This is a genomic window from Methylomonas koyamae (assembly GCF_001644025.1).
GTDB classification, from domain to species: Bacteria; Pseudomonadota; Gammaproteobacteria; order Methylococcales; family Methylomonadaceae; genus Methylomonas; species Methylomonas koyamae_A.
Genome location: NZ_LUUK01000031.1, coordinates 1 through 19,174, shown reverse-complemented (window position 1 = coordinate 19,174; position 19,174 = coordinate 1). Strand labels below are relative to the sequence as shown.

Annotated in this window: 15 protein-coding genes and 3 tRNA genes; 11 read left to right on the top strand and 7 right to left on the bottom strand. The window is 58.1% G+C overall.

The features are described from left to right. Together A1355_RS02995 and A1355_RS02990 are read left to right on the top strand one after the other, a co-directional pair. Nucleotides 1-1,699: ATP-binding protein (locus A1355_RS02995; protein WP_231883535.1), on the top strand; the 1,699-nt coding region annotated here is incomplete at its 5' end. Continuing rightward, complete coding sequence (locus A1355_RS02990; protein ID WP_064024844.1) at nt 1,689-3,113, top strand: sigma-54-dependent transcriptional regulator; 1,425 nt, start codon at nt 1,689-1,691, stop codon at nt 3,111-3,113. The genes A1355_RS02995 and A1355_RS02990, both read left to right, overlap by 11 nt. Nucleotides 3,114-3,205: 92 nt before the next feature. Here the strand turns inward: A1355_RS02990 and A1355_RS02985 are convergent, their stop codons facing one another. After that, a complete protein-coding gene (locus A1355_RS02985; protein WP_064024842.1) occupies nt 3,206-4,393 on the bottom strand; it encodes an OmpA family protein in 1,188 nt (395 codons plus the stop codon). 159 nt (nt 4,394-4,552) lie between these two features. On the opposite strand from A1355_RS02985, the gene A1355_RS02980 reads away from it, so the two are divergent. The 5 genes from A1355_RS02980 to A1355_RS02960 all read left to right on the top strand — a co-directional run bounded on the left by A1355_RS02980 (nt 4,553) and on the right by A1355_RS02960 (nt 6,757). Continuing rightward, nucleotides 4,553-4,999, top strand: a complete 447-nt coding sequence (locus tag A1355_RS02980; RefSeq protein ID WP_231883534.1) for a tetratricopeptide repeat protein — start codon at nt 4,553-4,555, stop codon at nt 4,997-4,999. A gap of 6 nt (nt 5,000-5,005) precedes the next feature. Next, nucleotides 5,006-6,409: a glutamate--tRNA ligase gene (gltX, locus tag A1355_RS02975; protein WP_064024838.1), complete on the top strand. Its 1,404-nt coding sequence runs from the start codon at nt 5,006-5,008 to the stop codon at nt 6,407-6,409. A gap of 44 nt (nt 6,410-6,453) precedes the next feature. Next, nucleotides 6,454-6,529, top strand: a tRNA-Ala gene (locus A1355_RS02970). Nucleotides 6,530-6,547: 18 nt separating this feature from the next. Beyond that, nucleotides 6,548-6,623 (top strand) — tRNA-Glu (locus A1355_RS02965). Nucleotides 6,624-6,681: 58 nt separating this feature from the next. Beyond that, nucleotides 6,682-6,757 (top strand) — tRNA-Glu (locus A1355_RS02960). 214 nt (nt 6,758-6,971) lie between these two features. Here the strand turns inward: A1355_RS02960 and A1355_RS02955 are convergent. From A1355_RS02955 to gshA, 3 genes are read right to left on the bottom strand one after another with little or no spacing between them, the layout of a single operon-like run. Next, a complete protein-coding gene (locus tag A1355_RS02955) occupies nt 6,972-8,939 on the bottom strand; it encodes an acyltransferase family protein (RefSeq protein ID WP_064024836.1) in 1,968 nt (655 codons plus the stop codon). Nucleotides 8,940-8,984: 45 nt separating this feature from the next. Beyond that, on the bottom strand, nt 8,985-9,713 hold the full coding sequence (locus tag A1355_RS02950) for a phosphoadenylyl-sulfate reductase (protein WP_064024834.1): 729 nt from the start codon (nt 9,711-9,713) through the stop codon (nt 8,985-8,987). Between the two features lie 4 nt (nt 9,714-9,717). After that, on the bottom strand, nt 9,718-11,304 hold the full coding sequence (gene gshA, locus A1355_RS02945) for a glutamate--cysteine ligase (RefSeq protein ID WP_064024848.1): 1,587 nt from the start codon (nt 11,302-11,304) through the stop codon (nt 9,718-9,720). A gap of 198 nt (nt 11,305-11,502) precedes the next feature. Here gshA and recQ point away from each other — a divergent pair, with 198 nt between their 5' ends. Continuing rightward, on the top strand, nt 11,503-13,626 hold the full coding sequence (gene recQ, locus A1355_RS02940) for a DNA helicase RecQ (RefSeq protein ID WP_064024832.1): 2,124 nt from the start codon (nt 11,503-11,505) through the stop codon (nt 13,624-13,626). Here recQ and A1355_RS02935 read toward each other — a convergent pair. The 3 genes from A1355_RS02935 to A1355_RS02925 are packed head-to-tail and all read right to left on the bottom strand — an operon-like array spanning nt 13,614 to nt 14,798. Continuing rightward, nucleotides 13,614-14,057, bottom strand: coding sequence for a DUF1249 domain-containing protein (locus tag A1355_RS02935; RefSeq protein WP_064024830.1), 444 nt, complete (start codon nt 14,055-14,057; stop codon nt 13,614-13,616). The genes recQ and A1355_RS02935 overlap by 13 nt on opposite strands. 1 nt (nt 14,058) lies before the next feature. Continuing rightward, nucleotides 14,059-14,463 carry a 6-pyruvoyl trahydropterin synthase family protein gene (locus A1355_RS02930; protein ID WP_064024828.1) on the bottom strand — a complete coding sequence of 135 codons (405 nt, stop codon included), beginning with the start codon at nt 14,461-14,463 and terminating at the stop codon, nt 14,059-14,061. 35 nt (nt 14,464-14,498) lie between these two features. Then, nucleotides 14,499-14,798, bottom strand: coding sequence for a PilZ domain-containing protein (locus tag A1355_RS02925; protein ID WP_064024826.1), 300 nt, complete (start codon nt 14,796-14,798; stop codon nt 14,499-14,501). Nucleotides 14,799-15,036: 238 nt separating this feature from the next. Between A1355_RS02925 and A1355_RS02920 the strand changes: the two genes are divergently transcribed. The 3 genes from A1355_RS02920 (at nt 15,037) to A1355_RS02910 (ending at nt 18,735) form a co-directional block, all read left to right on the top strand. Next, entirely contained in the window at nt 15,037-16,050 is a 1,014-nt protein-coding gene (locus A1355_RS02920; RefSeq protein ID WP_064024824.1) for a tryptophan--tRNA ligase, read from the top strand. Nucleotides 16,051-16,091: 41 nt separating this feature from the next. Further along, nucleotides 16,092-16,847, top strand: a complete 756-nt coding sequence (locus A1355_RS02915) for a YdcF family protein (RefSeq protein WP_064024821.1) — start codon at nt 16,092-16,094, stop codon at nt 16,845-16,847. Between the two features lie 73 nt (nt 16,848-16,920). Beyond that, nucleotides 16,921-18,735: an ABC transporter ATP-binding protein gene (locus tag A1355_RS02910; protein ID WP_064024818.1), complete on the top strand. Its 1,815-nt coding sequence runs from the start codon at nt 16,921-16,923 to the stop codon at nt 18,733-18,735. The last annotated feature ends 439 nt before the right edge of the window (nt 18,736-19,174 follow it).

Below are 19,174 nucleotides of genomic sequence, written 5' to 3'. Positions count from 1 at the left end.
GCGCAATTCGGTGATGTCCTTCAACGAGATCGGTAGAAACCTGCAGGTAGCCGCCAAGCCGGCTGACAGCGCCAGGTTGACCACTTTGTGGCGGCTGATGGCCGGCTTTTTGGAAAATGCCGGGCCAGAGGTGGCGCGGGAACTTGAGCAGGAGTTGGAGCGATTATCCGGGCTGAATTCCCAGTCCGACGATTATCAGGTGTTAATTGCCCATGGCCGATTGATTGTCGAGGTTTTGCCCAAGGTCGACGCGGCGTTGCAATCCATCATCGGCCAACCGATTTTAAGCCGGATCGACGACTTGCAACACGCTTTGCGTCTTTACGGCGACGGCGCCGAACGGTGCGCTGAACACTTTCGGTTGGCGTTGTATCTCATGGCGGTGCTGTTGGCGGCTTATCTGTTGTATCAGTTCGCGTTGTTAAGGTCGCATACCTTGGCTTTGCGTAGGGCGCACGCCAGTTTGAAACAGGAAATCGGCGAACGCTTGCAGGCGGAGTCCTGGTTGCGGGAAAGCGAAGCCCGCTTGCGGGCTATTACCGATTCGGCGCGCGAAGCGATCGTTTCGGTGGATGCCGGCGGCAACCTCGTTTCCTGGAACCGGGGCGCGGCGTTAATGTTCGGGGAGGCTGCCGAAGAGGCCCTCGGGACGTCGAGCCAACGTTTCTGGATCAATGCGCAGGCGGCGATACAAGCGCAATTGCAAGCGGAAGCCGATGCGACCGACCGGATGATAAATCCAATCACCGAATCGCTTGGAATACGTCGGGACGGTGAGACGTTTCCGATCGAAGTCTCACTCTCCCATTGGACCCGAGGCGAGGAGCGCTTTTCGACCGCGATTATTCGGGACATCAGCGCACGCAGACAATTGGAAGCGGTGGCCAGACAACAGGAGCTGCAACTGATACAAGCCAACAAAATGACCGCTTTGGGCACTTTGGTATCCGGGGTCGCGCACGAAATCAACAATCCAAATCAACTGATTTTGTTGAACGCCGGTTTGCTGGCCGATATTTGGAGCGACGCGCTGGAGATTTTGGACGATCGCTACCGGGCCGGCGGCGAGTTCTCGTTGGCCGGTTTGCCGTATACCGAGTTGCGCGCTAGCGCCGGCGTCTTGATAGACGACATCGGAGACGGTGCCAAACGCATCGAGCGCATCGTGGCCGACCTGAAACATTACGCTCGTCCGCAAACCGAACAGGCCGACGCCGCATTTTCGCTGAACGAGGCGGTGGAGCGCGCGGTTCGTTTGGTTAGACACGTGATTGCTCGTAAAACCGATCACTTCGAAATCCGGTTGGATTCGGCGCTACCGCCGCTGCAAGGCGACCCGCGGCAGGTGGAACAAGTTATCGTGAATTTATTGATTAACGGGCTGGACGCTCTCACCGATACCGACCAGACGCTCGGCGTGACAACCCGGCGGCTGGACGACGAGGGCGAGGTCTGCGTCGAGGTCACGGATCAGGGGGGCGGGATTTCCCCAGAACACATTCAGCAACTGTGCGACCCGTTCTTTACGACCAAGCAAGCGTGCGGCGGTACCGGTTTGGGTCTGGCGATCAGCGCTTCGCTGATGCGCGCCCACGGCGGCCGCTTGAACTTTTCGTCCGAACCGGGGCGGGGCACGGTGGCCCAAGCGATTTTTCCGGTCAACTCTAAACCCTGGTCCGCGGCCGAACATGCGGACTAAAGCGTTAAACCCGTTACCGATTTTATTGGTCGACGACGAATCCCAGATACTGCATAGCGCCAGTTTGGTCTTGCGCGGCGCCGGCCATGCCGAGGTATTGACGCTGGACGATAGCCGAGCGGTTTTACCGTTGTTGGCCGAACGGCCGGTTGGTGTGATCGTGCTGGATTTAACGATGCCGCATCTGTCCGGATTGGCGTTGCTGGCCTCGATTGCCGCCGAATATCCGGAGATCGCCGTGATCGTGATGACCGCCACCAACGATTTGCCGACTGCGGTGGAGTGCATGCGTAACGGCGCCAGCGACTATTTGCTGAAACCGGTCGAGCGCGATTGTCTGGTTGCCGCGGTACGCCGAGCCGTCGAAGCGCGGTTGCTGCGGGCCGAGTTGCTGTCGTTGAAGGACTGCTTGCTGGCCAACCAGCCGCACCAGCCGAGCCGCTTCGAAGAAATCGTCACCCAAAGTTCGGCGATGTTTGCGATTTTTCGTTACATCGAAGCCGTCGCCGCGTCGCCGCAACCGGTGTTGATCAGCGGCGAAACCGGCACCGGCAAGGAATTGATCGCCCGCGCCCTGCATCGGCAGTCCGGCCGCCCCGGCGAATTGGTGGCGGTGAACGTTGCCGGATTGGACGACAACCTGTTTGCCGACACCTTGTTCGGCCATGCGAAAGGTTCGTTTACCGGAGCGGACCGCGCGCGCGACGGTTTGATCGCCAGTACCGGCGACGGTACATTGTTTCTGGATGAAATCGGCGACTTGAGCATCGCGTTGCAGGTCAAGCTGTTACGCTTGCTGCAGGATGGCTCTTACTATCCGATTGGCGCGGACCGGCCGCGCCAGAGCCGGGCGCGCATCGTGGTCGCCACGCATTGCGACGTCAAGCGCCAAGCCGAACAGGGCGGGTTTCGCAAGGATTTGTACTTCCGGCTGCGCACCCATCATATTCAATTGCCGCCGCTCCGCGAACGCCGCGAGGATTTGCCGCAACTGACCTTGCATTTTGTCGAGAAAGCGGCGGCCAGCCTGGGCAGACCGGCGCCGAACGTGCCGCCGGCATTGTTTCAATGGTTGGAGAATTACCGTTTTCCGGGCAATATCCGCGAGTTGGAAGGCTTGATGTTCGATGCGGTCGCTCGCAGTCAGGGTTCGGTGCTATCGTTGCAAAGCGTGAAGGACGCGATCGCCGACGAAGGCTTCGGCAATCGGTCGGGCGACGCCGCCGTGGAATTTGCCGCGCCGGCCGCCGAATTTCCGGAGCGCTTGCCGACCTTGAAAGAAGCCGAGGAAGCCTTGATCGGCGAGGCCTTGCGCCGTGCCCAGGGTAATCAGGGCGTTGCCGCCGGCTTGCTGGGTATTAGCCGGCAAGCGCTGAACAAACGTTTGACTCGGCGCGACGCGGATGGCTTTTGACCGGCCGGTTGCCCCGAATGGCGAACCGGCGCGGCGCGGACAAAAAAGGGAGGCCTGGGCCTCCCTCGTTTTACTCCGCCTGGCGGCGCGAATTAACGGTCGGTGCGTTTGTAGACGACGCGGCGGTTGTAAGCGCGGCCCTCGTCGGTTTCGTTGGTATCGACCGGTTGCGATTCGCCGAAACCTTCCGCGGTCAAACGTTTGCCGTCGACGCCTTGTTTGATCAACTCGTTTCTGACCGCGTTGGCGCGGCGTTGCGACAGTTTTTCGTTATAGGCGTCGCTGCCGTAGCTGTCGGTATGACCTTGAATCTCGACCGTCAGGCCCGGATTCAGCTTCATGACTTCGACCGCGTTTTGGATCAGCGGATGGTATTTGGATTTGATGTCGGATTTGTCGAAGTCGAACAATACGCCGCGGAACGCCCAGCAACCGTCTTTATCGACGATCGCGCCTTTCGGTGTGTCGGGGCATTTGTCGGCGCAGTTGTTGACGCCGTCCTTATCGTCGTCCTGTTTCGAGCAGTCGGCGACGGCGGGTGGAGTGCCGGCTTTCAGGAATACGTTTTTAACGAAGTCGCTCATGCCTTTCGGAGAGCTGATCGCATCGGCCGTGGTCGAAAAGCCGCAACCGCCGGCATCGGCGATTTGTTGTAATTCGGCTTGCCCGGCAGCGTCTTCGTCGTTACCGACCCACACCGTGTAGATGCATAAGCGGTCGCCGTACTGAGCTTTCAGGGCGGCGGCGGCCGGGGCGGGCGAGGACTCTTCGATGCCGTCGCTCAATACGATCAGCGCCAAATTGCCGGTGCCGCCGGCCAGGTCTTGGTTGGTCGCTTCCAACGCGGTTGCCAACGGGGTGCCGCCGCTGGAACAGGTCAACGAACTTAGCGAGCTTTCGAAACCGGCTTGAGTGTAGCTTTGCAGCGGCTGGTTCAACTTAGTCGCGCTCCAATCCAGGCAAGGGCCGAAACCGAAGCTGCGCAGGCCGGAAGTCAACGGAATGCTGGGAATGGATTTGTTGAATTTGTTGAGCAGGTTTTTCTCGACATCGAGTTTGGTACCGCTGTATTCGGCAGAATTGACGAAGGTGCGGCTCATCGAAGAGGACGAATCGTTGACGACCAGGAAGCTATTGGTTTTCTGAACCAGTTTTCCGGATTTGACCAAGGCGTTCAGGTCTTCGGGTTGGAATGCCTGGAAGGTATTGCTCGATTGAGTCGCGCAACCGGACAAAATAGCGCCCGCCAAGCCGGCCGTAACGAGTAAGGTTTTTTTCATGGTGGAATTCTCCTGTTGTTATTCTTGGTAGCGGCAAGGCCGAGTTTGGATGCCTTGGGTGCTTAAGTCTAACATCAAACCCTTATTTTTTTGTACTACGTTCACCTGGATGCGGGGCCATGAAATAATGTAGGTTTGCGAATGGCCTTTTTGGGGGGAATGATGGGCAGATTGATAGGGTTATGTTTGATATTGCTGCAACTGTCGTCAGCTTGGGCGGACGAGGTTTTGCAAGCCGCCGAACAAGGCAATCCACAGGCGCAAGCCAAGCTGGCATCCTTGTATTTATTGGGCCGGGACGGTTACGAGAAGAACGAGAAACTTGCCGCCGAATGGATGGAAAAGGCCGCCAAGCAGGGCATCGTGGATGCGCAGGTGGTCATGGGGGCATTGTACGATCGCGGCCTGGGCGTGACCGGCGATACCGATAAGGCGACCCAGTGGTACGAAAAAGCCGCCGCGCAGGGCCATGCGACTTCGTTGGCGATCTTGGGTCGCAACGACGCCGCCAAGGGCAGCGTGCAATTCAATTATCAGGCGATGCGCTTGAATGCCGCGCGATCGATACCGACCGAATACGCTAAAAGATTTTTAACCAGTAAATAAGTGAAGATGAGTATTAGAACCCGATTTGCACCGAGTCCGACCGGTTACCTGCACGTGGGCGGCGCCCGAACCGCGCTGTTTTCCTGGTTGTACGCCCGCAAGCATGGGGGCAAGTTTATCTTGCGGATCGAAGACACCGATTTGGAGCGCTCCAGCCAGGAATCGGTCAATGCGATTCTGGAAGGCATGACCTGGCTGGGACTGGAATACGACGAGGGGCCGTTTTACCAAACCCATCGCTTCGATCGCTACAAGGAAGTCATTCAACAATTGCTCGATCAGGGCGATGCCTATTATTGCTATTGCAGCCGTGAAGAACTGGATGCGTTGCGCGAGCAACAAATGGCCGATAAGGAAAAGCCGCGCTACAACGGCAAATGTCGGGATAGCGCCGATCAGCCGGAACGGGAAAGAGTGGTGCGGTTTCGCAATCCGGATCACGGCGACGTGGTGATCGAAGATTTGGTCAAGGGCCGGATTGTGGTTGCCAATAAGGAGCTGGATGACTTAATCATCGCCCGTTCCGACGGCACGCCGACCTACAATCTGACCGTCGTCGTCGACGACATGGATATGGGCGTGACTCATGTGATTCGCGGCGACGACCACGTCAACAACACCCCCCGGCAAATCAATATTCTAAAGGCGCTTGGCGCAACCTTGCCGGTCTACGCGCACGTACCGATGATCTTGGGTTCCGACGGCGCGCGCTTGTCGAAACGTCACGGCGCGGTTAGCGTGATGCAATACCGCAACGACGGTTATCTGCCGGAAGCCTTGCTAAATTATCTGGTACGGCTAGGCTGGTCGCACGGCGATCAGGAGTTGTTTTCGATCGACGAGATGATTGCCTTGTTCGAACTGGAAAAGGTCAATGTCTCGGCTTCGACCTTCAATACCGACAAGCTAATTTGGTTAAATCATCAGTACATCATGAACAGCGACCCGGCCCATGTCGCTCGGCATCTGGCTTGGCACATGGGCGAGCGGGGTATCGATCCGGTAACCGGCCCGGCCTTGATCGACATCGTCAAGTTGCAACGGGAGCGTTGCAAGACGTTGGTGCAGATGGCCGATGAGAGTCTGTATTTTTATCGGGACTTCGATAGTTACGACGACAAGGCTGTCAAAAAGAACTTCAAGCCCGGCGTCGAGGACGTGTTACAGGCGGTGTGGTCCGGTTTCGACGCCTTGGCGGATTGGTCGGCCGAGCCCTTGCATCAAGTGGTGCTGGATACCGCCGAAAAGTTGCAACTGAATCTCGGCAGGGTCGCGCAACCTTTGCGCGTCGCGGTTTGCGGCGGCGCGGTGTCGCCGGCCATCGACGCGACGCTGGCCTTGCTGGGCCGCGAAAAAACCCTGGATCGGATTGCGCGCGCGATCAAATTTATCGAAGATCACGAAAATTGATAGACAGAGATTTTTAAGTCTGTATAATAGTCGGAATCAGCTACGGGGCCATAGCTCAGCTGGGAGAGCGCTTGCATGGCATGCAAGAGGTCAGGAGTTCGATCCTCCTTGGCTCCACCAATAGTTGATTTCGTCTTAGTCCCCATCGTCTAGTGGCCTAGGACACCGCCCTTTCACGGCGGTAACCGGGGTTCGAACCCCCGTGGGGACGCCAACGCACTCGGTGTGTTGTTCGAAAAGCGATTCTAAAATCCGCAGTAAAAATGTTCTTGGTCCCCATCGTCTAGTGGCCTAGGACACCGCCCTTTCACGGCGGTAACCGGGGTTCGAACCCCCGTGGGGACGCCACTTCTTGCAAACCTAGCTGGTACGCGTGAGAACGGTCTAAACCCGGTTCCGGGCGCAGTTGTCGCGAGCGACCACCCCATTCGCTATTTGCTCGTGCGTTTCTACAAACACCCACTTCCAGAAATTCCGGTAACCGATAGACGTTAGCTGGCGGATGTGTGGCGACCGGTTCGGTGTGGGGCCTAGGGATTCAGCGCGGATTGGAGTAGTGACACTAGGGGTCTTGGGAGCTAGGCGTTTCCAGTTTGGATAAGCCTAACTGCGGTACCGCCCATTCCGATCCTGCTACCGATAAGTGCCCGCCGTCTTTGTAAATCGACGTGCCGTCCGCCAACCGCGTCCGACAGTATCCATCCTCGCATAAAATATCGTCGAAGCGCAGTAAACTACTCCGACTGCGTTGTTGGACTTCGGTCAAGCTGTCGATAATGCCGCGCTGATAGACTTGGTGTTCTTCGAAGCGAAAATTGCAGTCGTTACGGCCAAGCACCAGCAAGCCGCTTTGCTTGTGTCGCCAACATTCGCCGACATCGAACCCAGGTCTGGGGGGCGGGGCGATCAATACCGGTATTTTGCCGCTAGCGGTCAGTCTGGCGAGTGTGGTCAACATTTGTTCTACCGCGAGCGCGCGGTTGCCGACGATTTTTTTGCCTTGATAAAATTGCGTCAGTTCGCCTTCGTCGAAATAGCCGGAGTAGGGCGAACTCATGATCACGTAACGGATCGACGGACTGGATTCGATAAAGCGGATGGCTTTTTCATTGAAAGCCAGACAGCGTTCGGCCCAAGTTTCATCGTAATTTTTGTCCAGCGAAGCCAGACCCAGGATTGGCGCGCAGGCTGCCATCGTAATCTGGATCATCGATTCGGCGATCGGTTTTTCGTTTTGCAAGCCGGGTATCAAATGCATCGTGTAACTATCGCCCCACAGCGCGTAGACCGGTTGCGCGGCGGAGCTGCATTGTTCCGGGTGCTCGAACACCAAACTGCCCGCGGAGCAAGCCTGCTTTAAGCCCCAATTCGGCGTCCTCGAGGTAGGTTTGGCGGCGGAGCCATTCCATGACCTGAGTAAATCGGCGGATAGCGGTGTTATAACCACCAACAGCGACGCGGCGGCCAGCCATTTAAAGGTCTTATTTCGATTGACTTGCCAGCCGTAGCGGAAGCGCTGTTCCACGTATTCGAATTGTAGATAAGCCAGCACCAGTGCGGCGAGCAACAGCAGGTATTTGACGTATAACGGGACGGCGTCGAGATAGGCGGTTCTGGCCAATGCAAATAGCGGCCAATGTACCAGATAGAGCGAATACGACCAGTCGCCCAGTTTTTCGACGGCGCGGGTCAGTAAATTTTGTGCTAGCCAGTCGCTATTGCCGGCGATCAGCACGGCCGTGGCCATCACCACTAGCAGCGCATCAATGCGGGGATGGGCGCTATCGATAGGCGCGGTGCATAAATAGCCAATCAGCAGCAAGGCCGGTAGTTTGACACGCTTGGTAACGTTTAAGGCAGGGGTTTTCAACATGCGCCAAGCCAGCAGCGATCCGGTCAGCATCTCCCAAGCGCGGGTGGGTAGGAAAAAAAAGGCGGCAGTCGGCGAGTCGAGTTCGGGCAAGCGCCAATAACTCAGCCTAAAACTGACGAAAATCAAGCACAGGCTCAGACTGAGCAAGGTCGCGACTGCCAGTGCCGGAAAACGCCAGCGGGGCCTTATCAAATAAAGCATCAGTGGAATGCACAAGTAATATTGTTCTTCGACCGACAACGACCAGGTATGCAGTAGCGGCTTACTTTCCGCCGCGGTTTCGAAATAACCGGACTGAAACGGCAATACAATATTGGCGGTAAAGGTGACGGTCCCGATCAGTTGCTTAACGAAGTCGTCCCACTGTTCAGCGCTCAGCACCGTCGCGCCGAGCAGGCTGGTAAAAATCAACGTGCAATAGGCGGCGGGCAACAGCCTTTTGGCGCGTCTGGCATAAAAGCGCGGGAAGGAAAAGCGGTCGGCGGCCAGGTCCCGCAGGATAATCGACGTGATTAAATAGCCGGAAATCACGAAAAACACGTCCACGCCCAGATAGCCGCCGCTGAGCGGAACGACTTCCGAGTGGAAAATCAGCACGGCGAGGATCGCGATGCCGCGCAAAAACTGTATGTCGGGACGCACGGACGTGGTTTTCATGGCCGGCAAAGCTGGAGCAATGATTATAGGAATCCTGGGATTGGCTTACTCAGGCGTCTTGACGTTTCCTCCGTGCAAGCCGCATTCTTTCTTGGTGGCTTCTTCCCACCACCAGCGGCCGGCGCGTTCATGCTGATTGGGCAAAACCGGCCGGGTACAGGGCTCGCATCCGATACTGATATAGCCGTGTTGGTGCAAGTCGTTGAACGGCACCTGATAAGCCTCGATGTAATCCCAAACCTGTGCCGACGACCAATTCAGCAGCGGATTGAATTTGATTAGCTGCTTGCCCGGTCCGGAAAAGCCGGCGTCCAGTTGCACTTCCGGAATATCGCCGCGCGTGTCCACGCTTTGATCCTTGCGTTGGCCGGTGATCCAGGCATCCAAGCTAGCCAACTTGCGTTTCAACGGTTCGACCTTGCGGATGCCGCAGCATTGCTGGTGGCCCTCATCGTAAAAACTGAACAAGCCTTTTTCCTTGACGAAGGCTTCCAGACTGACGTAATCGGGGCTGAGAATCTCGATCGCGATGCCGTAATGTTTGCGTACCCGGTCGATAAAGCGGTAAGTCTCGGGATGCAGCCGGCCGGTATCCAGCGAAAACACCTGTATGTCTTTTCTGATTTGCAGGGCCAGATCGATCAATACCACATCCTCGGCACCGCTGAATGAAATGGCGATATTGTCGAAATGGGCCAGCGCGGTTTTCAGGATGGTGCGGGGATTCTTGCCTTGTAGTTCGGATTCAGCGGTAGTAAGGTCGAATGCGGTCATCGGTTCAGCTCTGGGCGAAATAACGGGATAAATATTCGTCGAAGTCCAACGTGTCCGAGGCTTCGATGTCGCGTTGTTTTTGTAGCGAAGCGGCGGCCATCGCCTCGAATTGTTGCTGGGTCGCATCGTCCAGCGGTTCGGCATTGAAATAATGCTTGTGCAGCGCCGATGTATTGCTGGCGAAACAACCGAATTCCTGGCCGTTCTCGCGCATGCAGGCCAGGATGCGCGCCGACGGCGTCAAGGCCGGATTGTCCACCACCGCCAGTTGCTGTTGCAAGGCCAATTGATAGGGTCTATCCAGGCTGCCTCGGTCCAGCACCGCGCAGATTGCTTGCATCGCGTAGAGAATATCGTGGGCCCATTGTTGTAAGGTCAGGGTTTGGCCGTTGCGGCTCAGCTCCAGTCCGGGGCGGCGGCCTTGATTGGCTACCAACAACTGGTTGCTATTGTTGACCTGAAACTCGTCCGGGCATTGCGGCGGGCTGTCTTGGAGCAGACAGTACAGCAAAAACGCTTCCACGAAGCGGGCGGTGCTTTCGTCGATGCCGATCGGATTCAGCAGATTCAAATCCAGCGAGCGCATTTCCACGTAAAGCACCCCGCGTCGCTTCAGCGCTAGCGTCGGTTTTTCGCCGGATTGGGCGATTTGCTTGGGCCGCATCGTGCTGTAAAACTCGTTCTCGATTTGCAGAATGTTGGCGTTCAGTTGTTGATATTCGCCGTCGACCTTGACGCCGATTTTTTCGTAATCCGGGTAAGGGGTGCTGATCGCGGCCGTCAAACTGTCGACGTAACCGTCCAGCGAGTTGTAGTCGATTTTCAAGCCCGCCTGGTTTTTGCTCTTGTAGCCGATGTCGCTCATCCGCAGCGAGGTGGCGTAGGGATGAAATAGCGTGTGTTCGTCGAATTCCTTGAATTGCTCCATCAACTGTGGGCGGCTTTTAAAGAAGCTTTTGCAGATGGCCGGCGATGCGCCGAACAAGTATAAAATCAGCCAGCCCTGGCGGTGGAAATTGCGGATCAGCCCGAAATAGGCCTTGGAAATAAACTCTTCCAACGTGGCGCCGTTGCCGGCGTAGCTATATAAGGCCGGCCACAGGGCTTCCGGAACCGAATAATTGAAATGAATGCCGGCGATGGCTTGCATCGTCCGGCCGTAACGGTGCCATAAACCCTTGCGGTATACGTGCTTCATCTTGCCGATGTTGGAGCGGCCGTATTCGGCGATCGGGATACTCAAGTCGCCGTCGATACCGCAGGGCATGCTGGTGGCCAGCAACATCTCGTCGCCCAGATGCGGGTAGACGAACTGGTGCAACTGGTGCATGTAATGCAAGGTTTGCTTGATGTCGGAGAACGGCGGCGTGATGAATTCCAGCAGCGCTTCCGAATAATCGGTGGTGAGGTAAGGATGGGTCAGCGCCGAACCCAAGGCCTGCGGATGCGGGGTTTGGGCAATCACACCGTGCTCGGTAATGCGCAGGCTTTCCTTCTCTATGCCTTTCAGCCCCTGTTTTAGTAGATATTGTTGATCGTTGTCGATCAGGTACTTCAGGCGGTCGGGTAACTCGCAATAGGTGATGTTCATCGAATCAGTGATTAAGCGCCGAGGCGTCTCCAAGAAGCCCGGCATTATATAGGGGGAGGGGGATTTGTTGAAATCGGTCGACCGTTCGGCGCGAATTGCTGTTTGGGATCGGAGGCGCGTGCCGGGCGGCCGCCGGCGCCAACTATGTTTTAATATGCGATGCTTTCGTTCCGATCTATCCATTTCTAATATCGATTCATGACCGCCAATCCCGCCCTGGACGTCCTGCGCAACGTGTTCGGCTATGCCAGTTTTCGCGGCCCGCAGCAGGCCATCATCGATAGCGTCGTCGCCGGGCAAGATGCGTTGGTGCTGATGCCGACCGGCGGCGGCAAGTCGCTGTGTTACCAGGTGCCGGCCTTGGTCAGGGACGGCGTCGGCATCGTCATTTCGCCGCTGATCGCGTTGATGCAGGATCAAGTCAGCGCCTTGCACCAGCTCGGCGTGCGCGCGGCGTATTTGAATTCGACGCTGGATTTGGAACAGGTTCGCGCCACCGAGCAGGCTTTGCTGAACGGCGAACTGGATTTGCTGTACATCGCGCCGGAGCGGCTGGCGAATGCCCGAACCCAGGCCTTGTTCGGCCGTTGCCGGATTGCGTTGTTCGCGATCGACGAAGCGCATTGCGTCTCGCAATGGGGCCACGATTTTCGCGCCGATTATCTGCTGCTGTCGGTGTTGCACCAACAATTTCCGCAAGTACCGCGCATCGCGCTGACCGCCACCGCCGACGAGCGCACCCGCCAGGAAATCATCGTCCGCTTGGGCTTGGAGCAGGCGCGAGTCTTCGTCAGCGGCTTCGACCGGCCCAATATTCGCTACCGCATCGTTCAAAAAGACAATGCCCGCCAGCAACTGCTGAATTTCATCCGCACCGAGCATCCCGGCGATACCGGCATCGTTTATTGTTTGTCGCGCAAAAAAGTCGAGGAAACCGCCGATTGGCTGAATCAAAAAGGTTTGCGGGCCTTGCCTTACCACGCCGGCATGGATCATGCTCAGCGCCAGAAAAACCAGCATCAGTTTTTGATGGAGGATGGCCTGATTATCGTCGCGACCATCGCTTTCGGCATGGGCATAGACAAACCCAACGTGCGCTTTGTCGCTCATCTGGACTTGCCTAAAAGCGTCGAAGCCTACTATCAGGAAACCGGTCGGGCCGGCCGCGACGGCTTACCGGCCAACGCCTGGATGGCTTACGGCTTGCAAGACGTGTTGACGTTACGGCAAATGCTGGCGTCGTCGAATGCCGACGAGGCGCATAAGCGGGTCGAGTACCACAAACTGGATGCGATGCTGGCATTGTGCGAAATGGTCAGTTGCCGGCGCCAGGCGCTGCTTGGCTATTTTGGCGACGAACTGGAGCAGGGTTGCGGAAACTGTGATACTTGCCTGGAGCCGGTGGCGACCTGGGATGGCAGCGTGGCCGCCCAGCAGGCTTTGTCCTGCATTTACCGCACCGGCCAACGCTTCGGCGCGACATATTTGATCGACGTATTGTTGGGTAAGAGCGACGAGCGAATTCGCAACAACGGCCACGACCGGCAATCGACCTTCGGCATCGGCAAGGCGCTGGACGAAAAAACCTGGCGCTCGGTGTTTCGCCAGTTGGTCGCCAAGTCGCTGGTCGAAATCGACTTCGAGGGCCACGGCAGCCTGAAACTGACCGAAGCGTGCCGGCCGGTATTGCGCGGCGAACAAACCTTGATGCTGCGCAAGGATGTACAAACCGCGAAGGTTGGCCGCGACCGGGTCGAAAAACGCCAGCCCGGCGGCGCGGCCGACAGCGCGCTGTGGGAAGCCTTGCGCGCCAAGCGCCGAGAACTGGCCGACGCCCAGGACGTGCCGCCCTATTTCATCTTCAACGACGCGAGCTTGATGGCGATGGTCGAAAACCGGCCGCGCGATCACCAGCAATTCGCGCGCATCTCCGGCGTCGGCCAGCGCAAATTGGCATTGTACGGCGACGATTTTCTGGCCGTGTTGGCCGAGTTCGACGACCGTCCGTCAGGCGACACCGTTGGCGAAAGTTTGGCCTTGTTCCGCTTGGGCTACAGCGTCGAGCAGGTAGCCGGCCAGCGCGGTCTGACGGCGGAAACCGTGTACAGCCACATGGCCAAGGCGCTGGAAGCGGGGCTCGTCGAGCTGAATGAAGTATTGAGTTTAGGCTCGAACGAAATCGCCGAAATCGAGCAAGTGATATTGGCTCTGCCGGAGGCGCAACGCAATGCGCTAAAACCGGTTTACGAACAATTGGGCGGGGCTTACGGTTACGGCGTGCTGCGCTGCGTGCGGGCCGCCTTGCAGCGTCAGACGGCGTGAGGCCTGGAATCGAAGCGGTATTCGGTTTTCAGGCAGTGGTCCAGCCACTTTTCCAGGAAGTAATTCAAGCGCCATTTGTAATTCTGGATTTCCAGTAAACGGCCCGGATTGGGGAATACCTGATCGACGGCCGGCCGTTCGTGATCGCGGATTGCTTCGGCCAGTTTGGCGTCCAGGTAAATGCGGATCTTGACCGCAGGTACCATCAGCTCGCTCAAATGGGCGCCGAAGCAGTGGCTGAGTTCTATCGTCAAGGTATAAGGATTGCGCTCCAGCACTTCCAGATGCAGGGCCGGCTTGTTGCCGGTGATGCCGACCGCGGTCTTATCGAAGGCGCTTAAGTTGGGAATCAGCCGGAACAATTTCTGGTAGTTGGATTCGCACAGCTTTTCCAGGCACAACGAGGTATTGACCGGATGCACCAAGCTCATGTCAGTCTTCCCGGTAGCAGGCGCAGGCGCTGGATGTTTCCCACAGTACCACCTGATCGACGTCGAAGCCGCGTTGCTTGACGTATTGGTAAATCATTTTACTCAGCACTTCGGCGGTCGGATGCTCGTCCAGCGCCAGAAATTGCTCGTTGTGGGCGGTCAGGGCCGGAATCAGCGGATCGTCCTTGTGTAACAGAAAATTGTGGTCCAGCACGTCGTCGATAAAGGTTTCCACGCAGGCCTTGACGTCGGAAAAGTCGCAGACCATGGCTTGTTCGTTCAACTGGGCGGCGCGGATCGAGATGCTGGCCTTGACGCTGTGGCCGTGCAGGTTGCGGCACTTGCCCGGATGGTTCATCAGCCGGTGACCGTAGCAAAAATAAACTTCTTTGGTGATGACGAACATAGATTTGAGTTTACATCCCTGTCGGGGAGAGGGTGTCAGTTGCCCTTGATGCTTTTGATCGAGGCGGCGATTTCATAGCTGGCATCGGCTTGCCGGACGCTGCGCACCACTTCGATGAAGGCCGTCATCGGCGGAGTGATCGAGGTTTTCGGGATAATGCTGACTTCCATCGCCGCGCCGATGTCGAAGGACCGTTCCGCGATAAAGGACACGCCGGCTCCGCTCAAGGTCAAGCAACGGCCCACCTTGATTTCGTCGGAATCCGCCGCCCGGTAAGTGATGTCACAGTCCACATCCATCCGGATGTAATCGCGTTTTTCGTCATGAGTCAGCATGGGCCCTCCGCGTGGTTCCAGCAGTGATAGTAAATAAACCGGATTGAGTGTACATAAAAACGGGCGATTCTGCTTGGCAAATAGCCCTGAGTTCGCGCCCGCGCCCGGCCTTTTTGTCCGGCTTGTGACGGCTCCGACAAGCCGACGCGTAACGGCTTAGCCCGCGTTTTGCGCCTGACGCGACGGGGCGATTTGTGTAAAATCCCGCCACTTTTCTCGACAGTCTTTAGGCATACGCATGAGCAAATCCATCGTTCTGACCGGCATCACCACCACCGGCACGCCGCATCTGGGCAATTACGCCGGGGCGATTCGGCCGGCCATCCAGGCCAGCAAGGACGAGCAGGTCCGGCCGTTTTATTTTTTGGCCGACTATCACGCGCTGATCAAATGCAGCGAGCCGGCCAGGGTCAAGCAATCCAGCCTGGAAATCGCCGCCACCTGGCTGGCGCTGGGCTTGGATACCGCCAACGCGGTGTTCTATCGCCAATCGGACGTGCCGGAAATTCTGGAGCTGACCTGGATGCTGACTTGCGTGACCGCCAAGGGCTTGATGAACCGCGCGCATGCGTATAAGGCCGCCGTCGCCGAAAACGAGGAAACCGAGGGCAACGATCCGGACAAGGGTATTACGATGGGCTTGTTCAGCTACCCGATCCTGATGGCGGCCGACATCTTGATGTTCAACGCCAACAAGGTGCCGGTCGGCAAGGATCAAATCCAGCACATCGAAATGGCCCGCGACATCGCCAGCCGCTTTAATCATATCTACGGCGAGCACTTCGCGTTGCCGGAAGCGGTATTGGACGACAACGCCGCGACCTTGCTGGGCCTGGACGGCCGCAAGATGAGCAAGAGCTACAACAACACGATACCGCTGTTCGAGCCGGAAAAGAAACTGCGCAAGCTGATCAACAAGATCAAGACCAATTCGCTGGAGCCCGGCGAACCCAAGGACACCGAAGGCTGCACGCTGTTCGGTATCTACCAGGCCTTCGCCAACCCGCACGAAGTCGAGGCGATACGCCAGCGCTACGCCGAAGGCATAGGCTGGGGCGAAATGAAGCAAGTGCTGTTCGAAAAAATTAACGACGAAATCGCCCCGGCCCGCGAACGCTACGAAGCCTTGCTGCAAGCGCCAGAGCACATCGAACAGGAATTGCGCGACGGCGCCGAAAAAGCCCGCGCCATCAGCCGGCCGTTTATCGAAACCTTGCGCGAAGCGGTGGGGATTTCCCGGCTGCACGGCTAAGCGCGCCTTCGGCGGTGGCGGGTTAACGGACACCGGCGCCGATGTCGTTCATCGCGCTCTATATCGCCAAAGCGTTGTTGTTGCCGCCTATGGGCTTGCTGTTGGCGGCGATCCTGGCGCTGGCCGGCAAACGCAAATCCGGAGGACGCGTGGCGCTGATTTGTCTGATGTTGCTATTGCTGTTGAGCTTGCCGGCGGTCGTCAACCGGCTGGCGCTGGCTTGGGAACGCTTTCCGCCGTTGGCGGAGGATGCTTACGCGCCAATTCAACCGCAAGCCCTGGTGGTCATCGGCGGCGGCCTGCTGTACGGCGAAACCGAATATCCCGGCGGGGTGACTCTGCACCCCCGCAGTCTGATTCGAGCGCGTTATGCCGCCAAGTTGGCATTGGCGTTGAATTTGCCGGTATTGGCTTCCGGCGGCGGTAGTCCGGAACTGCCGGAAATTACCGAAGCCAGCCTGATGGCCGAACTGCTGGAAAACGAATTCGGCGTGCCGCAACCCTGGCGGGAAACCGCCAGCCGCAATACCACCGAAAATGCCCGTTTCAGTTACGCGCTTTTGCACGAACTCGGCATCGACCGCATCGTGCTGGTGACTCAGGCCTACCACATGCCGCGCGCAGAGCTGGAGTTTCGCAAGGCCGGCTTTCGAGTAGTGCCGGCGCCGACCGCCTTCATCGGTCACCAAGGTCCGTTGACCTGGGCAGATTGGCTGCCGTCGTTGTCGGCCTGGCCGAACGTGTTCTTGCTGGCCCACGAAGCGGTCGGCATGTTCTGGTACCGTTTACGGTACTGATTCGAATCCCGCCAACCGGGCGCGGGTCGGCCGATTCGTTATAATGGCCCTTGCTTCGTTCCCCGTTTCCGTCATGCTCAAATCCCAGTCTCCGTCGGACTTGCGCCGTTCCGCCGACGCGCCCGCGCTGCCCACCGGCTTGTTTCGTTTCGTATTGTTTTGTCTGCGGCCGTATCGTTGGTTACTGCTGCTGATGTTGATCCTGGAAACCGGCCAAGCCGCCGGCGGCATCCTGGTGCCTTACGCGGTGAAGGCCTTGATGGATGCGGTGGCCGCCGCGCCGCCGGGCGGCGATTGGTGGGCGGTATTCCGCGAACCCTTGATTTTATTGGCCGCGCTGAATCTCGGCGAAATCGTCTCCAGCCGGGCCAGCGGCGCGGTGCTGATTCTGATCGGCCCACGCTTGCGCCAGAACACCACCCGGATGTTGTTCGCCTATCTGCAATGCCACGCGCCGCGCTACTTCGCCAACCACTTCGCCGGCGGCCTGGCGCACCGGATCAGCGAAACCGCGATCAGCGTCAATCACACCACATGGTCCGTCATCTGCGATTTCTGGCCGATCGGCGTGACCTTCGCGGTATCGATCGGCCTGTTGCTCAACGCCCATCAAGGCTTGGGCGGCTATGTCGCCGGCTGGGTCGGCGTGTACGTGCTGATTTCCTATTGGCTGGCGACCCGTTGCCAGCCTTACGCCCAAAACTACGCGGCGACCCGCAGCCTGGTCAACGGCAAGATCGTCGATGCGGTCACCAATATCCTCAACGCCAAGTTGTTCGCCCGCCTCGGCGCCGAGCGCGAATACCTGGACGGCTATTTGGACACCGAATTGAAAACCGCCCGCCGCACCTTCTGGTACATGGAGCGGGTGCGCTGGTTTCAATTCACCGCCGCCGCGATCCTGAAGATCGGCACGATCGCCTATGCCTTGCAATTGTGGCGCGACGGCGCGATCGGCGTCGGCGACTTCGCGATGGCGACCGGTTTGGCCTTGCTGATCATCAACGACGCCCGCAACCTGAGCCGGCGCTTTCTGGAGTTCTTCGAATACGTCGGCAACGTCGCCAACGGCGTCGAAACCATCGTGCAAAGCCACGAAATCGTCGATGCGCCGGACGCGCAAGCCTTGCAAGTCAGCCAGGGACGGATCGAGTTTCGCCAGGTCTGTTTCGGATACGAGCCCGAGCGCCGTGTGTTCGACCGGCTTAACGTCACGATAGAACCGGGCCAGCGGGTCGGGCTGGTGGGCTTCTCCGGCTCCGGTAAATCGACGTTCGTCAACCTGATCCTGCGCAACTTCGAGCCGCAATCCGGGCAAATCCTGATCGACGGCCAGGACATAGGCGCGGTGACCCAGGCATCCTTGCACAGCCAGGTCAGTCTGATCCCGCAAGACCCCAGCCTGTTCCACCGCAGCCTGCGCGAGAATATCGGCTACGGCCAGCCGGACGCCGACAGCGCAGCCATCGCCGCCGCCGCCCGCCTGGCCCACGCCGATGGCTTCATCGACGCGATGCCGGAAGGCTACGAGTCGCTGGTCGGCGAGCGCGGCGTCAAACTCTCCGGCGGCCAGCGTCAACGCATCGCCATCGCCCGCGTCATGCTCAAGGACGCGCCGATTCTGATCCTGGACGAAGCCACCTCCAGCCTGGACTCGGTCACCGAAAAAACCATCCAGGAAAACCTGGAACGGGTGATGGGCCAAAAGACCGTCATCGCGATCGCCCACCGCCTTTCCACGATTGCCCATCTGGACCGCATTCTGGTATTCGACCAAGGCCGCATCGTCGAAGACGGCAGCCATCAGGAATTGCTGGACCGGCAAGGCTTTTACCACCGCTTGTGGACGATGCAAGCCGGCGGGTTTTTGCCGGAGGACGTGGTTTAGCCGCGCGATCGGGCAGGTTTGCGCGCTTGGTTTTTCGGGTGCGCGAGTGACGGACGGCCAGCCGACGCCGATACAGGCCGAGGTTTGGTGGATGAGGTTACGCTAAGCCGATCGGCGAACTTCTCGTCCGGGCCTCGGAACTCGACCAATGCGTTGCCGGCGCAAATGCCTAAACAGCTCGCCGGATCAGCGGCCACCTCCAGCGGCAACAAGCCGAGCGCCTGCTGCAACGCCTGCATTTTGCCAAAGCCGCACAGAAACGGGATCGCGAATCCCAGCCCTGTAGGGTGGGCACGGTTTTTGTGCCCACACGGATTTCTTCGTCCCCCATCAATTGAAAAAATGTCTCGTTTGATGGGTGCCGAAAATCGGCCCGCCGACGCCAACTTTTTGGTCCATCGCTTGTGATTTTCGACGGTTGTCGCCAACGGTCGGATGG

What these genes read in the sequence shown, in the direction of transcription:
- A1355_RS02990 (WP_064024844.1), top strand. Translation starts at nt 1,689, where the DNA reads ATGCGGACTAAAGCGTTAAACCCGTTACCGATTTTATTGGTCGACGAC.
- A1355_RS02985 (WP_064024842.1), bottom strand. Translation starts at nt 4,393, where the DNA reads ATGAAAAAAACCTTACTCGTTACGGCCGGCTTGGCGGGCGCTATTTTG.
- A1355_RS02980 (WP_231883534.1), top strand. Translation starts at nt 4,553, where the DNA reads ATGATGGGCAGATTGATAGGGTTATGTTTGATATTGCTGCAACTGTCG.
- gltX (WP_064024838.1), top strand. Translation starts at nt 5,006, where the DNA reads ATGAGTATTAGAACCCGATTTGCACCGAGTCCGACCGGTTACCTGCAC.
- A1355_RS02955 (WP_064024836.1), bottom strand. Translation starts at nt 8,939, where the DNA reads ATGAAAACCACGTCCGTGCGTCCCGACATACAGTTTTTGCGCGGCATC.
- A1355_RS02950 (WP_064024834.1), bottom strand. Translation starts at nt 9,713, where the DNA reads ATGACCGCATTCGACCTTACTACCGCTGAATCCGAACTACAAGGCAAG.
- gshA (WP_064024848.1), bottom strand. Translation starts at nt 11,304, where the DNA reads ATGAACATCACCTATTGCGAGTTACCCGACCGCCTGAAGTACCTGATC.
- recQ (WP_064024832.1), top strand. Translation starts at nt 11,503, where the DNA reads ATGACCGCCAATCCCGCCCTGGACGTCCTGCGCAACGTGTTCGGCTAT.
- A1355_RS02935 (WP_064024830.1), bottom strand. Translation starts at nt 14,057, where the DNA reads ATGAGCTTGGTGCATCCGGTCAATACCTCGTTGTGCCTGGAAAAGCTG.
- A1355_RS02930 (WP_064024828.1), bottom strand. Translation starts at nt 14,463, where the DNA reads ATGTTCGTCATCACCAAAGAAGTTTATTTTTGCTACGGTCACCGGCTG.
- A1355_RS02925 (WP_064024826.1), bottom strand. Translation starts at nt 14,798, where the DNA reads ATGCTGACTCATGACGAAAAACGCGATTACATCCGGATGGATGTGGAC.
- A1355_RS02920 (WP_064024824.1), top strand. Translation starts at nt 15,037, where the DNA reads ATGAGCAAATCCATCGTTCTGACCGGCATCACCACCACCGGCACGCCG.
- A1355_RS02915 (WP_064024821.1), top strand. Translation starts at nt 16,092, where the DNA reads ATGTCGTTCATCGCGCTCTATATCGCCAAAGCGTTGTTGTTGCCGCCT.
- A1355_RS02910 (WP_064024818.1), top strand. Translation starts at nt 16,921, where the DNA reads ATGCTCAAATCCCAGTCTCCGTCGGACTTGCGCCGTTCCGCCGACGCG.